At 72.8% G+C, this 13,118-nt stretch carries 14 protein-coding genes; 7 read left to right on the top strand and 7 right to left on the bottom strand.

Annotated elements, in window-relative coordinates; translation table 11 throughout:
* Window positions 1-181: 181 nt before the first annotated feature.
* A complete protein-coding gene (locus IEJ02_RS01635; RefSeq protein WP_191062973.1) occupies window positions 182-1,135 on the bottom strand; it encodes a DsbA family oxidoreductase in 954 nt (317 codons plus the stop codon).
* Window positions 1,132-1,542, bottom strand: a complete 411-nt coding sequence (locus IEJ02_RS01630; RefSeq protein ID WP_037959306.1) for an RrF2 family transcriptional regulator — start codon at window positions 1,540-1,542, stop codon at window positions 1,132-1,134. Before IEJ02_RS01630 ends, IEJ02_RS01635 begins: the two co-directional genes overlap by 4 nt.
* Window positions 1,543-1,637: 95 nt before the next feature.
* On the opposite strand from IEJ02_RS01630, the gene IEJ02_RS01625 reads away from it, so the two are divergent.
* Both IEJ02_RS01625 and IEJ02_RS01620 read left to right on the top strand, forming a co-directional pair.
* On the top strand, window positions 1,638-2,144 hold the full coding sequence (locus IEJ02_RS01625; protein WP_191062972.1) for a cupin domain-containing protein: 507 nt from the start codon (window positions 1,638-1,640) through the stop codon (window positions 2,142-2,144).
* A 118-nt stretch (window positions 2,145-2,262) separates the two neighbouring features.
* Window positions 2,263-2,499 (top strand): hypothetical protein, encoded by a 237-nt coding sequence (locus IEJ02_RS01620; protein ID WP_191062971.1) that lies wholly within the window; start codon window positions 2,263-2,265, stop codon window positions 2,497-2,499.
* Between the two features lie 28 nt (window positions 2,500-2,527).
* Here the strand turns inward: IEJ02_RS01620 and IEJ02_RS01615 are convergent, their stop codons facing one another.
* Window positions 2,528-3,124: a helix-turn-helix domain-containing protein gene (locus IEJ02_RS01615; RefSeq protein WP_191062970.1), complete on the bottom strand. Its 597-nt coding sequence runs from the start codon at window positions 3,122-3,124 to the stop codon at window positions 2,528-2,530.
* Between the two features lie 88 nt (window positions 3,125-3,212).
* On the opposite strand from IEJ02_RS01615, the gene IEJ02_RS01610 reads away from it, so the two are divergent.
* Window positions 3,213-3,857 (top strand): class I SAM-dependent methyltransferase, encoded by a 645-nt coding sequence (locus IEJ02_RS01610; protein ID WP_191062969.1) that lies wholly within the window; start codon window positions 3,213-3,215, stop codon window positions 3,855-3,857.
* Window positions 3,858-3,916: 59 nt separating this feature from the next.
* Here the strand turns inward: IEJ02_RS01610 and IEJ02_RS01605 are convergent, their stop codons facing one another.
* The 3 genes from IEJ02_RS01605 to IEJ02_RS01595 form a co-directional block, all read right to left on the bottom strand.
* A complete protein-coding gene (locus IEJ02_RS01605) occupies window positions 3,917-5,011 on the bottom strand; it encodes an acyltransferase family protein (RefSeq protein ID WP_191062968.1) in 1,095 nt (364 codons plus the stop codon).
* Between the two features lie 171 nt (window positions 5,012-5,182).
* On the bottom strand, window positions 5,183-5,884 hold the full coding sequence (dhaL, locus tag IEJ02_RS01600; protein WP_191062967.1) for a dihydroxyacetone kinase subunit DhaL: 702 nt from the start codon (window positions 5,882-5,884) through the stop codon (window positions 5,183-5,185).
* 50 nt (window positions 5,885-5,934) lie between these two features.
* Complete coding sequence (locus IEJ02_RS01595) at window positions 5,935-6,933, bottom strand: dihydroxyacetone kinase subunit DhaK (RefSeq protein WP_137976273.1); 999 nt, start codon at window positions 6,931-6,933, stop codon at window positions 5,935-5,937.
* A gap of 328 nt (window positions 6,934-7,261) precedes the next feature.
* On the opposite strand from IEJ02_RS01595, the gene IEJ02_RS01590 reads away from it, so the two are divergent.
* The 3 genes from IEJ02_RS01590 (at window position 7,262) to IEJ02_RS01580 (ending at window position 10,667) form a co-directional block, all read left to right on the top strand.
* A complete protein-coding gene (locus tag IEJ02_RS01590) occupies window positions 7,262-8,269 on the top strand; it encodes a 1-aminocyclopropane-1-carboxylate deaminase (RefSeq protein WP_191062966.1) in 1,008 nt (335 codons plus the stop codon).
* 161 nt (window positions 8,270-8,430) lie between these two features.
* Window positions 8,431-9,228, top strand: coding sequence for an SDR family oxidoreductase (locus IEJ02_RS01585; RefSeq protein WP_191063114.1), 798 nt, complete (start codon window positions 8,431-8,433; stop codon window positions 9,226-9,228).
* A gap of 266 nt (window positions 9,229-9,494) precedes the next feature.
* A complete protein-coding gene (locus IEJ02_RS01580; protein WP_191062965.1) occupies window positions 9,495-10,667 on the top strand; it encodes a sialidase family protein in 1,173 nt (390 codons plus the stop codon).
* A 34-nt stretch (window positions 10,668-10,701) separates the two neighbouring features.
* Here IEJ02_RS01580 and IEJ02_RS01575 read toward each other — a convergent pair whose 3' ends face one another.
* Window positions 10,702-11,319: a TetR/AcrR family transcriptional regulator gene (locus tag IEJ02_RS01575; protein ID WP_191062964.1), complete on the bottom strand. Its 618-nt coding sequence runs from the start codon at window positions 11,317-11,319 to the stop codon at window positions 10,702-10,704.
* Between the two features lie 79 nt (window positions 11,320-11,398).
* On the opposite strand from IEJ02_RS01575, the gene IEJ02_RS01570 reads away from it, so the two are divergent.
* Window positions 11,399-12,949 (top strand): nitrilase-related carbon-nitrogen hydrolase, encoded by a 1,551-nt coding sequence (locus IEJ02_RS01570; protein WP_191062963.1) that lies wholly within the window; start codon window positions 11,399-11,401, stop codon window positions 12,947-12,949.
* Window positions 12,950-13,118 lie beyond the last annotated feature (169 nt).

The following is a 13,118-nucleotide window of genomic DNA, read 5'->3' as shown; positions in this document are numbered from 1 at the left end:
CGGACCGTGGCGGATCGCGAAAGCGGAAGAGGGCGATCAGCGACAGATGGCGCTGGCGGTGCGCCGGAAGTCCACGTATCGGCACACCACACCGGGGTGCGTCGTCAGCATGTGCCCATGGTGAGGGCCGAGGACCGGCGAAGTCAATGGACACCTTTCGATGTCTCATTGGCCAAGATGGCTACGACCTGGGGCTTTTCGGCTCCGCGGCGGCGATGAGCGCCGGATGGGTGGCCGCCTCGTCCGGGTGCAGCCACAGCGGCCCGCCCGCCGTATCCAGCCGTACGGCCGTGGGCGGGGGAGTGGTTCCCCCCGTCAGCAGGGCCAGATCGGGCCCGGTCAGGCTGCGGTACTCGGCCAGGGCCTCCTCGGGGCCGATCGGGGCCGCCTCCCAGAGCTGACGGGGAGCCACCGTGCGCAGCGCCGCCAGGTACTCGGCCATGCTCCGCCTGCCGGGTGCGGCCACGCGCCCGCCGGGGCCGGAGAACACCAGCGTGGGCAGCGCGTAGCGCACCCCGTCGTCGGTTTCCTTCACCCCCGTGCCATGCGGCCCCGGGGCGTGGAAGGCGCGCGCCTCCGGGATGGGGTCACGGGCCTCGGCGTGGTCCCGCCGGACGGCCGCCACCACCTCCGGGTCGCCCATCTCCGCGCCCAGCCGCCCCACATCGACTCCGTCGAGGCCGGCCAGGGCGCCGAGCACCCGCTCCGCCGTATCGGCCGGAGTGCCCAGCACGAACGTGGTCTCGCGCAGCCGCCGCAGCACCCGCTCCGCGGCCGTCGCACCCTGCCGCTCGGCCGCCTTCGCGGCGAGCGAGGCCGGCCGGCTGGTGGCCGCCACCCAGCGCAGCCGGTGGGCGTAGGGCGCCCGCGTGTGGCGGGCGATATCGGCGATGTAGCGGCCGTACCAGGCGGTCTCGGCGGCCGGATCCGGCGCCGGATCGTCGTCCTCGTCGAAGAGGATGCCGAACACCCGGCGCCAGCGGGCCCGCCCCGCGGTGAGCGCCCGCAGCAGGCGGAACGCGGGCTCGGAACCCCATGCCCACGGGCAGGCCGGATCGGTGTACTCCACGATGTCGACGGCCCCGTCGCCGTCCGTCTCGGCGCTCCGGGGCCGGTCCGGGCTCGCGGACGTCATGCGGCCAGCCGCTCGCGGACCAGATCGCTCAGGGCGGTGGAGGTCAGCACCTGGCGCACATGGTCCTCCATCCCGCGCCACACCCCGGGCAGCCCGGCCGCCGGGCCGCGGTAGCCGAGGTCGTCCAGCCGCTCGCCGCGCAGCGTCAGGAACGCCCCGTCCACCGCGAGCACGATGTCCGCGAGTGTGGTCTCGGCGGGGTCGCGGGCGAGCCAGTAGCCACCCTCGCAGCCGCGCTGGCTGCGCACCAGACCGGCCTGGCGCAGATCGCGGAAGACGGCCTTGAGGAACCGGAAGGGGATGTCCTGGGAGGTCGCTATCGCCTCACACGTGAGTGGCCTGCCGGTGTCCGCGGCCAGCTCCGCCAGCGCCCGGACCGCGTAGTCCGCCTTCGCCGAGATCTGCATACGGCCATTATGCAGCGTGGATTCCACGGTGTTGTGCCTGGTGAGCGAAAGGACACCTGTTGACATCCATTGCCGGTGCTTTCTACGGTCGGGGCATGACGACGCCCGGCGGCGACCCCGCGCAGCAGCATGACGCGTTCCACCCCCATCTGAAGGCCACCGGCCCCGACGGTCCGTTGCGGTCGCGTCTGCACCACATCCGCACCGAGGACGTCGACCCCGGCACCGCCCAGACCGAGGGCATGCGGCGGTTCGCCGCGATCAGCGGTCAGTCGGTGGGGTCCGAGCGGCTCTGGATGGGCCAGACCCATGTGGCGCCGGACACCGCCTCCGACAATCACCACCACGGCGCGTCCGAGACGGCCATCTTCGTGGTGCGGGGCCACCCCGAGTTCGTCTTCGCCGAGGAGCGGGACGGACAGGTCGAGGAGGTGCGGCTGCGCACCCGGCCCGGTGACTACATCTTCGTACCGCCCTATGTGCCGCACCGGGAGGAGAACCCGGACCCCGACGACGAGGCGGTGGTGGTCATCGCCCGCAGCACCCAGGAGGCCATCGTGGTCAACCTGCCGGAGCTGTATGTGCTGGAGCGCGGGGAGTGACCGGCCGCGCGCACGGATGACGGCATCGGACCGGCCGGCCGTGCATCCGCCCGGCGCTCGTGGGTAATCGCCTCTGCTGTGCCCCCTCCATCGACGAATCGACGAAAGGAGCGGCATCGTGAGCGACGACCGGCGACCGGAGGAACGCGAGGAGCGGGGCGGTATCCCCAGGGACTTCCCCGACCAGCAGGCGCAGGACGGGCCCGACCACCTGGACGTGGCGGGCGCCGGCGACGAGCCGGACGACGCGGACGACGTCCCCGAGACGGACGAGTCCGGCACCGGACGGCAGGGGAGGCCGCAGACCGGGAGCGTGCACCCCGAGCAGCCCGTCCCGGACGAGCCCTCGGGGTGAACACCCCGGGGCGTACAACGGGGGCGGGTCAGGTACCGGCGGGGCGGGCGCGGACATGGATGCGCTCGCCCTGCGCCCCGAACAGGGAGAGGAACTCCACCGGCTGGTCCCCGGCGCTGGCGAAGCCATGGGGGGTGCGGGTGTCGAATTCGGCGGCCTCGCCGGCCGTGAGCACCAGATCGTGCTCGCCCAGCGCCAGCCGTAGCCGCCCGGAGAGCACATAGAGCCACTCATAGCCCTCGTGCACCCGCTGCTCCAGCGGTTCGTCGCTCCTGTCCCGCGGCCGGGGCGGCATGATCTGCTTGTACGCGTGCAGCCCGCCCAGATAGCGGGTCAGCGGAATGAACGTCTGGCCGTGCCGGGTGAACGGCCGTGGATGGACGCGGGGATCCCCGGTGGCCGGCGCCCCCACCAGCTCGTCCAGCTGCACTCCGTACGCCTTGGCCAGCGGCAGCAGCAGCTCCAGGGTCGGTTTGCGCTGCCCCGACTCCAGCCGCGACAGGGTGCTCAGCGAGATGCCCGTCGTCTCGCTGAGCTGGGCGAGGGTGGTGCCACGGGTGCGCCGCAGCGCCCGCAGCCGGGGTCCTACGGCGGTCAGCACCTCGGTGAGGTCTTCGTCAGCCATGCCTTCATTTGCCACCCCGGCAAAGAAGTTTGTCAAGTGGCCACGGCCGGACGCACTCTCTTGACCCAACGAAGGGAGCGCATCCGATATGACCACCAAGCCCGACATCCCGCCCGGCACCACCCACGGGGAGTTCTGGGACACCTTCTACGGCGCCGAGGAACGCGTCTGGAGCGGCAGGCCCAACGCCGCCCTGGTGCGCGAGGTCACCGGGCTGACCCCCGGCCACGCACTGGACCTGGGCTGCGGCGAGGGCGCCGACGCCATCTGGCTCGCCCGGCAGGGCTGGCGGGTCACCGCCGTCGACGTCTCCCAGGTGGCCCTGGACCGCGGCGCCGGACACGCGGCGTCGGAAGGTGTCGGCGACCGCATCGCATGGCAGCCGCACGATCTGTCCGTGTCCTTCCCGGCCGGCACCTTCGACCTGGTCTCCGCCCACTTCCTCCACTCCTGGCTCGAGCTGCCCCGGGAGCGGATCCTGCGCGGCGCCGCGGGTGCCGTCGCACCGGGCGGAGTGCTGCTGATCACCGGACACGCCGGATTCCCGTCCTGGGTGACGGACCCCGACCCGGACTTCCACTTCCCCACCCCCGAGGAGGTGCTCGCCGGGCTGGACCTCGCGGACGGGGAGTGGGACGTCCTCGTCAGCGAGGTGCACGAGGAGAAGATGACCGACCCCGAAGGAAAGCCGGCCACCCGCACCGACAACACCGTGAAGGTCCGCCGCCGCTGACGGCGGTTCCGGGCCGCCGACGAGGAAGCGCCCCACTGCCCTCGGGAAGCGCCCCGCCCTCAGGAAGCGGCTGACGAACCGGTGCGCCGGAACGCCCAGTCCATGCGTGGCTCCACCAGAGCGCGCAGGACCCGTCGCACCGGTTCCGTGCACAGTGCGGTGATCATGAGCACTGCGGCCGCCGTGACGGTGAGCTCCCCGAGCGGGGTGTGCAGCCACGGATGGTCGTACCAGTCCCAGAAACGGGACGACTTGATGATGAAGCCGTGCAGCAGATAGCCGTAGAGCGTGCCCGAGCCGAGCGCGGTGAACCAGGTCCGGCGCCCCGGTACCCAGGCCAGGAAGCAGGCCGTCAGCACCAGCGCCAGACCGAAGAGGGCGGGCGTGGTGAGCAGACCGGCCCAGGACGGCACGCCGTCCAGCTTGGCGACGCTCTTGCGGTGGTAGAACCACTCGGCGTCCATCCAGGGCGCCACCGCGTACGCCGTGCCCAGGGCGAAGGCCGCCACCGGAAGGGCGGCCAGCCGGACCCGCCGGGTCCGCAGCCGGGTGAAGTGGTCCGGGCGCAGGGTGAGCCCGACCACGAAGAACGGGAGGAACGCCAGCACCCGCTGGAAACCGAGATCGCCGCCCGCCTCCGGCGAGATCGAGGCCAGCGCGGCCACCGCCAGCGCGACCGGCACCGGATGGCGCAGCGCGAGCCACAGCGGGGTGGTGATCCGCCAGATGAACAGCGCGGCCAGGAACCACATCACATACCAGGGGTCGAGCAGGCTGATCGGATAGCCCGGATCGTCCTGCGCCCAGCGGTAGAAGAGCGTGTACGCCACCTCGAAGACCACGTACGGCACCACGACACCCGAGAGCAGCCGCTTCACCCGCCCCGGCGCCATGTCGAAACTCCGCGAGAAGTAGCCCGATATGAGGGCGAACGCGGGCATGTGGAACGCGTACACCATCAGGTAGATCGCGGTGGCCGCCCGGCTGCCGTAGGTGAGCGGTTCCCATGCGTGGCCACACGCCACCAGCACGATGGTGAGGTACTTCGCGTTGTCGAAGTACGGGTCGCGCGTCCGGCCCCCGGACGCGCCGCCATCGCGCGGCCGTGGAACGGCCGGTGGTGTGGTCACACGGGTGGAGGTCTCCTGCTGCACAGATTCTCCCGGACACCTTCGATCGAGCCGACAGTGGAATCCTGGTCGTCTGCCCCGCTCCGCTCCGCTCATGCGGCCCGGGACTCGGATCCCAGTACGTGCGGCCCGGCCGCGGTGTTCACCGGCGGGCGGCACGTCCCGGGGATCCCCTCATGGCCTCGGCCTTCCTCCTCAGGACACGGGGAGCCGGCTGAGCGAGGTGAGCTCGGCGTGTGCGGAGGCGAACAGCAGGGCGATGGCCAGGGCGCCCGGGTCCGGCACGCCGCGCGAATGGTCGCCGGTGTAGCTGGCGCGCCCACGGCGGGCGCGCAGATCGGTCGTGGAGCGGGCGCCCTGGTGGGCCGCCACCGCGGCCACATGGAGCGCGTGCGCGGGGTCGGCGGTGGGTGCGCAGGAGGCGAGGGCGCGCGCGGCGGGGACGAGGGCGTCCACCATCGTCTTGTCGCCCACCTCGGCCTCGCCGACCCGCTGGATCGCGGCCGCGCCCGCGGCGGTGCCGAGGGCCAGCGCCGCGGTCCCGGGCGGGTCGGCGGCCATCCCCAGCGCGTCGGCGAGCTCCTGGAAGAGCAGCCCGAACAGGGGGCCGCTGGTGCCGCCCACGTCGTCGAGGAAGACCCGTGCGGCGGCGTCCAGCGGTGCGTCCGGGCCCCTCCGGTCCCGCTCGCCGTTCCCCGCGCCCGCCGCCAGGGCGTCCAGCGCGCGGCGGACACCGTCCATCCCGGTGACCAGATTGGCGCCGAAGTCCCCGTCGCCCGCCTTCTGGTCGAGCGCGGTGAGCTCGGGCTCCACGGAACGTACGGTGGCGGCGAACCGGGTCATCCAGTCCATGACGGCGGTGTGGGTGAGGCCCTTGGGGCCGGGCTGGTCGGGCATGGGCGGGGCAACTCCTCAAGGTGGTGGCGGGGTCACGGGGGCCGGTCGGATCACAGGGGCCAGGCGGGGGTGCGGGCGGGGGCGTCCCACAGCCGCAGCGCCTCCGCGTCGGTGGCGAACAGGGTCAGCGAGAAGCCCCGCATGTCCAGGGCGCTCACGAAGGTGCCGGTCAGGGAGCGGTCGAGCCCGACACCGCGGTCGTCCAGGGCCTTGGCGACCGCGTGGCGGATGCCGTACAGCTCCAGCGAGGTGATCGAGCCCAGCCCGTTGACCAGGGCGAGCACCCGTGTTCCGGCGCTGTCGGGCAGCGCGGCAAGCAGCTGGTCGGCCATGGTCTCGACCAGCTTGCCGAGCGGTGCGTGCGGGGTGGTCCCCTCGGCCCGCTCGCCGTGGATGCCGACCCCGAACTCCAGGACGTTGTCGGGCAGGGTGAAGGCCGGTGTCCCGGACTGGGGCGTGGTGTGGGCGGCCGCGGCGACGGCGAGGCTGCGGGCCCGCCGGGTCACATCGGTGCCGAGCGCGACCAGGTCCTCCAGGCCGCGCCCCTCGTCGGCGGCGGCGCCGAGGATCTTCTCGACGATCAGGGTGGCGCCGGTGCCGCGGCGGCCGACCGCGATGTCGTCGGAGTCGGTGGCGAGGTCGTCGTCGATGAGGACCCGGGCGCAGTGGATGCCCTCGTGGGCCAGGCGCTCGGCGGCGATGCCGAAGTTGATGCGGTCGCCGGTGTAGTTCTTGACGATGTGCAGCACCCCGTCGGGCCGGGCGACGGCCCGGCTGGCCTCGAAGATCTGCCGGTTGTGGGGCGAGGCGAAGATCCGCCCGGGGCAGGCGGCGTCCAGCATCCCCGTCCCGAGGAAGCCGGAGTGCAGCGGTTCATGGCCGGAGCCGCCGCCCGAGACCAGCCCGACGCGGCGGGTGGGTGCGGTGTGGCGGGTGCGGAAGTATCCGTGGTCGGGGTGGTAGGCGACGAGATCGGCATGGGCGGCGGCGAAGCCCGCGAGCGCGTCGGGAACGAGAGACTCGGGCGAGTCGCGGAAGTACTGGGGCATGGTCTCGGCTCCCTGGGCGAGTGGGGCGGACGGGGTGGACTCGGCGGTCGAGCGCCGTCTCGGCGGTATGAGGGCTCAGGCACAGATCGTCGCCGCGACCCGGCGGCAGGGTGCTCAGGCTGGACAGCAGCGGGACCCCAACGGCCTACTGGCATACGCCGGTCGGGTACTGACGGGGCGGCCGGGGAGGGGCCGGGAGGGCTCGGCTCGGGTGCCGAGCGGACGGTGGAGTGTGTGCCGAGGGGACGGTGGAGGTGACTCGTGTACCGAGGGGGAGGGGCGGGGTAGGGATCGGCGGACATCCGGCACCACCCACAGGGAGTCACCCATGCCCCTCGATGACTTCGAGCGCCACCCCCTGCTGTTCGGCCCCAGCCCGATCCACCCCCTGGACCGGCTGAGCGAGCGTCTCGGCGGGGCGCGCGTCTGGGCCAAGCGCGAGGACTGCAACAGCGGACTGGCCTTCGGCGGCAACAAGACCCGCAAGCTGGAGTACCTCGTCCCCGACGCGCTCCGGAAGGGCGCGGACACCCTGGTGAGCATCGGCGGTGTGCAGTCCAACCACACCCGCCAGGTCGCCGCGGTGGCGGCGAAGCTGGGGCTGAAGGCGGTCCTGGTGCAGGAGAGCTGGGTGGACTGGCCCGACTCGGTCAACGACAAGGTGGGCAACATCCTGCTCTCCCGGATCATGGGCGCGCGGGTGGAGCTGGTCGACGCCGGATTCGGCATCGGCTTCAAGGACAGCTGGACGCAGGCCCTGGAGGACGTCCGCGCCGCGGGCGGCACGCCGTACCCGATCCCCGCCGGGGCCTCCGACCATCCGCTGGGCGGCCTGGGCTTCGCCAACTGGGCGCGGGAGGTCCAGGCGCAGGAGCGGGAGCTGGGGGTCTTCTTCGACACCATCGTGGTGTGCAGCGTCACCGGCTCAACCCAGGCGGGCATGATCGCGGGCTTCGCGGGCCAGGACCGCCCCCGCCGGGTCCTGGGCATCGACGCCTCCGCCAAGCCGGCCGAGACCCGCGCCCAGGTGGAGAAGATCGCACGCGAGACCGCCGGGCTGATCGGTCTTGGCCGGGAGCTGCGCGATGAGGAGATCACCGTGCTGGAGGGCTGGGCCGGGGACCTCTACGGCGTCCCGGTCGACTCCACCCTCGAGGCGATCCGGCTCACCGGAAGCCTCGAAGGGGTGATCCTCGACCCGGTCTACGAGGGCAAGTCCATGGCCGGGCTCATCGACCTCGTCCGCGACGGCGACATACCCAAGGACTCCAACGTGCTCTACGCCCACCTCGGTGGCCAGCCCGCGCTCAACGCCTACAGCGGCGCCTTCCGCTGAGAAGTCCGCTGAGAAGTCCCCGGAGGAGTCCCCGGAGAAGTCCGCGGAGAAGAAGGAACGGGGGCGATGGGCGGCCTCCGCCGGGGTACCCGATCCAGACCCCGGGCCACGTGACCCCGTGGCCCCACCCTCCGTAAGACCTGGGAGCCTGGGTGACGGAAATGAACACCGGGAACGACCGGCACGCCGGAGAAGCCGCGCCCTCCTACGGCCCGCTGTCGGGCTGCACCGCGCTGGTGACCGGCGCCTCCAGCGGTATCGGAGCGGCCACCGCCTTGGCGCTGGCCCGGCAGGGAGCCGATCTCGCGCTGGTGGCCCGCCGCACCGAACGGCTGGAGGACCTGGCCGCCACCGTCCGGAAGGAGGGCCGCTCCTGCGCCGTCCTCACCGCCGATCTGCAGGACGCGGCGCAGGCCCGCCAGTGCGTCGAGGACGCCGTCGAGCAGTGCGGACGGCTCGATGTGCTGGTGAACAACGCCGGCTATGCGGCGACCGGCAAGGTCGAGGAGAGCGAGCCCGAGGGCTGGGAGCGGATGATCGACCTCAACGTCCGGGCCGTGCTGCACACCTCCCAGCAGGCGCTGCCGCATCTGCTGCGGACGGCGTCCGACGGCCCGCGCGGGGTGGCGGACCTGGTGAACGTCAGCTCGGTGGCTGGCCGGCTGGCACGGCCCGGCAACGGCGTCTACTCGGCCACCAAACACGCGGTGGGCGCCTTGAGCGAGGCCATGCGCCAGGAGGTGACCGCCCGCGGTGTCCGGGTGGGGCTGGTCGAGCCGGGCGTGGTCGCCACGGAGCTGACGGCCGACAGCGCGGTGGCCACCGCCGCGCGCGGCATGCCGCGCGAGTCCTGGCTGCACCCCGAGGACATCGCCCGCGCGATCGCCTTCATGGTCACCCAACCCTCGCGTGCCGCCGTCAACGAGATCATGGTGCGCCCCACCGCCCAGGAGCACTGACCGCACCGCCCCGACCGCCCCGTTGCGCCGTGGCGTAACGGGCCGGAGGCGCACGCCGCCCCCGGCCCGGTGCCCCGGCCGGGGCGAGACCGGTCCCGGGCACTTCGCGACAGCGCGACCCCCGACTCGGTCCCGCCTCGGCCTCCGCTCGGCCCTCGCGGAAGCCTGCGCGAGGGATTTACAACGTTGGAAATTCTCTCTAGCGTTGCGCCACGCCGGGCCCGGGCCCCTCTCCCCCCTTCACCACTCCTCCCGAGGGAGCGTGCATGACCACGCCGTACCGAAGACACCTCCTGCCCACCCTGCTGACCCTCCTGGCCGTCCTGGGCTCGCTCCTGGCCGTCCAGGCACCCCCGGCCGCGGCCGCCTCCGGGACCTTGCTGCGCGACGGCACCGGCCTCTACCCCCGCGCCCTGCGCCTCCAGCACAACGGCGCTGCCAACGGCCGCATCCTCGCCTCGGTGGTCACCTTCCGCGACTCGGACGGGCTCGGTGCCATCTACGAGAGCACCGACGACGGCGCCACCTTCCGGCAGGTGGGCGAGGTGGCCGACCCCGAGGCGTCCGGTGGACAGGGCGAATGCTGCGCCACCCTGTACGAACTGCCGCGGGCGGTCGGCAGCATGCCCGCCGGGACCCTGCTGTGGGCGGCCTCCATCGGCCAGGACGAACCGGACCGCCGGATGGCCATCCGGGTCTTCCGCAGCAACAACCAGGGCCGTACCTGGTCCTATCTGTCCACCGTGGCCACCGCCCCCAACACCAAGGGGCTGTGGGAGCCGGAGTTCTCCATCGACTCCAGCGGGCGGCTGGTGGCCCACTACTCGGACGAGACCGACCCCGCGCACAGCCAGAAGCTGGTCGCCGCCCGCAGCGCGAACGGGACCACCTGGACGGGCCACCACGCCACCGTCGCCAGCAACCTCGCCTCCGACCGGCCCGGTATGCCCATCGTGCGCAAGCTGCCCGACGGCCAGTACTTCATGGCGTACGAGATCTGCGCCGCCCAGGGGCAGTACTCATGCGTGGTCCACTACCGGACCTCGTGGGACGGCTGGAACTGGGGCGACCCCGCTCACCTCGGCTACCGCCCCGAGACCGCCGACGGGAAGTACTTCACCCATACGCCGAACCTCGCCTGGGCCCCTGAGCCCGGAAATCCCCGGGGCAAGCTGTTCCTCATCGGCCAGGTCCTGAACAACGCCGACGGCACCACCGCCGTCGGCAGCGGTGCCACCGTCTGGACCAACAGCAACGGCGGCACCGGAGCCTGGCGTTCGATCTCCGCACCGGTGCGGGTGGACTCCAAGGTGGTCGACTGGTGCCCCAACTACAGTTCGGCGCTGCTGCCCTCGGCGGACGGCAGCCGAGTGCTGGAGATCGCCACGGACTACGTGGGCACTGTGTGCAAGCCGTTCTACGCCACCGGGGGGAGCTGACCCGGTGAACGTCGTCCGCTGATCGGCGTGGTGTTCACCCGGCAGCGGATCCCCCGTCCGGCCGCTCGGGGCCGGCGCCCAGCATGGTGCGCACCACCGTCTCCACCAGGGCGTCGGCCTCTGCGCGTGTCGGTGTGCCGAGCCGTTCGTCGAGCAGCAGTGTGCTCAGCCCGTGGACGAGGGCCCAGATCCCGATCCGCAGTGGCTCGCGCCGCTCCGGTTCCGCGATGGCCGCGATGCGCTCCGCCACGATGGCGATCGCGGCGTCGGAGGCGGCGATGGCGTCGGGGTGGCTGCTGCACGCCTGCCCGAACATCAGGCGGTACACCCCGGGGTGGTCCAGCGCGTAGTCGACCGCCGCGCACGCCATGGCGATGACCTCCGCGTCGGGGTCGTCCCCGGGGGCGACCGCGGCGAGGCGTTCGCCCAGCTCCGTGAAGCCCCGGGCGGCGAGGGCGGCGAGCAGCGCCTCCTTGTCGCGGTAGTGGCGGTAGGGGGCGTTCGGGGAGACCCCGGCGTGCCGGGCGACCGCGCGCAGCGACAGCTCACCCGGGCCCTCGGTGTCGAGGAGTGCCAGGGCGGAGTCCAGCAGGGCCGCTCGCAGATCCCCGTGGTGGTATCCCGAGCCAGTGGATGTTGACAGTGTCCACACCTCCATCCTTCAATGTGGGCATCGTACACATCGATGCGGGCCGGTCCGTGGGGACGCGGCCCGCGCACAGGAGTGCCCGATGACCGAACGACTCGTCCCACCCGCTCAACGCCCCTGGCTGTGCCTGTGGGGCGGCGCCGCGGCGTCCTTGCTGTCCGTCGGCGGCCGGTTCGACGTCCCCCTGGCCGCATGGGTGGCGCCGCTGCTCCTCCTCGGCTTCCTGCGCCACACCCGTCCGCTGGTGGCCCTGCCCGCGGTGTTCGCCGTGACGGTGGCGTCGGCCGCGGTGTGGATGGTCGAACTCGCCGTGCCCATCACCTGGCTCACCTTCCTGGGCGATGTGGCCTTCGGAGTGGCCTACGGTCTGCCGTATGTGGTCGACCGGCTGCTCGGCCCGCGCGCCGGCACCCTCGGCCGGGTGCTGCTGTTCCCCGCGGCGGCCATGTCCGTGGAATTCCTCCTCGGCACGTACGGCCCGTTCGGCACCGCCTACGGCATGCGGGCCGCGTCCCAGCACGCGAGCACCGCACTGCTCCAGATCACCGCGCTGACCGGGCCGTACGTCATCGCGTTCGTCATCGGGGCGGGAGCGACGGTCGGCAATCTGGTCTGGGAGCGGGGGCTCCACCGGCCCGCGGCCCACTGGGCCGCCGCCTACGCCGCGGCCGTCGCGCTGATCGTCGTCGGCGGGCAGCTCCGCACGATGTCCACGGACACCGGCGGCGACACCGTCAAAGTGGCCGGCGTCAATCCGAGCCAGGCGGCCATCGACGCCGAGACGGCGGTGCACGGTGCCTCCCGGCTCGCCGTCACCGACCCGCGCCGCGTCGACCGGGCCGATGTGCGCCGGGCCATGCGACCGCTCCTGGACGACCTCTTCCGCCAGACCGCCCGGGCGGCCGCGGCCGGTGCGCGGATCGTCGTCTGGTCGGAGAACGCTGCGCGGGTGGCCGACGAGGACCACCGCGCGTTCCTGCGGCAGGCATCGGCGGCGGCGGACGCCCAGAACGTCTACCTCCTGGTGGCCGACCTGACCTATCTGCCGGACGCGCCCCACGGCAGGGACGAGACCCATCTCTTCGGCCCCGACGGCAGGAAGCTGTGGGACTACGAAAAGGCCCGGCCCATCCCCGGGCTCGAGATCTACACACCCGGTGACGGCCGCGTGCCCGTGGTCGACACCCCGTACGGACGGCTGGCGAACGTCATCTGCTACGACGCCGACTTCCCGGCGGGCAATCACATCGACGCCGACATCGTCTTCGTCCCCGGCGGCGACTGGCCCGAGATGGGGCGCACCCACACCGCCATGGCCGGGCTGCGCGCGATCGAGAACGGCTACGCGCTGGTCCGGCAGGACTTCAACGGCCAGTCCAGCGCCTACGACGCCACCGGGCGGCTGCTGTCCACGCAGGACACCACCACCGAGGCAGGGATCTGGTACGCCGACGTTCCCACCCACGGCTCGCGCACCCCGTACTCCCGCACGGGCGACATCGTCTCCTGGGGTGTGCTCGCCGGCACCGTGGCCGCCGCGGTGGTGCTCGTCAGGCGCACACGGCGCCACCCCGCTCCGCCATCCGCCTCCGCCTCCGCCGCGCGGGCGTCCGCCGTTGGCCCGGGCAGGTGACGGACACCGGCCCGGCCATGACCCGAACGCCGTACGGCGGTGGCCCAGGGAGTGGGCCCAGGGCACGTACCGGGGCGTGACCACCCCACCCCGCACGGCCGTTGCACCGCACCCCAAGCCACGCCGCTGACCTGCGCCGACGGCCCCGGCGGTGGCGCGGTGGCGGGGC

Source organism: Streptomyces sp. 5-10, assembly GCF_014712245.1.
Classification (GTDB): Bacteria; Actinomycetota; Actinomycetes; order Streptomycetales; family Streptomycetaceae; genus Streptomyces; species Streptomyces violaceusniger.
Note: the sequence above shows the minus strand (reverse complement) of the source record. Positions and strands in the feature narration are given on the sequence as shown.

Bases quoted from the DNA above. Each gene is read 5' to 3' on its own strand.
- IEJ02_RS01635 (WP_191062973.1), bottom strand. From the start codon at position 1,135: ATGACGTCCGCGAGCCCGGACCGGCCCCGGAGCGCCGAGACGGACGGC.
- IEJ02_RS01585 (WP_191063114.1), top strand. From the start codon at position 8,431: ATGAACACCGGGAACGACCGGCACGCCGGAGAAGCCGCGCCCTCCTAC.
- dhaL (WP_191062967.1), bottom strand. From the start codon at position 5,884: ATGCCCGACCAGCCCGGCCCCAAGGGCCTCACCCACACCGCCGTCATG.
- IEJ02_RS01590 (WP_191062966.1), top strand. From the start codon at position 7,262: ATGCCCCTCGATGACTTCGAGCGCCACCCCCTGCTGTTCGGCCCCAGC.
- IEJ02_RS01595 (WP_137976273.1), bottom strand. From the start codon at position 6,933: ATGCCCCAGTACTTCCGCGACTCGCCCGAGTCTCTCGTTCCCGACGCG.
- IEJ02_RS01570 (WP_191062963.1), top strand. From the start codon at position 11,399: ATGACCGAACGACTCGTCCCACCCGCTCAACGCCCCTGGCTGTGCCTG.
- IEJ02_RS01630 (WP_037959306.1), bottom strand. From the start codon at position 1,542: ATGCAGATCTCGGCGAAGGCGGACTACGCGGTCCGGGCGCTGGCGGAG.
- IEJ02_RS01610 (WP_191062969.1), top strand. From the start codon at position 3,213: ATGACCACCAAGCCCGACATCCCGCCCGGCACCACCCACGGGGAGTTC.
- IEJ02_RS01625 (WP_191062972.1), top strand. From the start codon at position 1,638: ATGACGACGCCCGGCGGCGACCCCGCGCAGCAGCATGACGCGTTCCAC.
- IEJ02_RS01580 (WP_191062965.1), top strand. From the start codon at position 9,495: ATGACCACGCCGTACCGAAGACACCTCCTGCCCACCCTGCTGACCCTC.
- IEJ02_RS01615 (WP_191062970.1), bottom strand. From the start codon at position 3,124: ATGGCTGACGAAGACCTCACCGAGGTGCTGACCGCCGTAGGACCCCGG.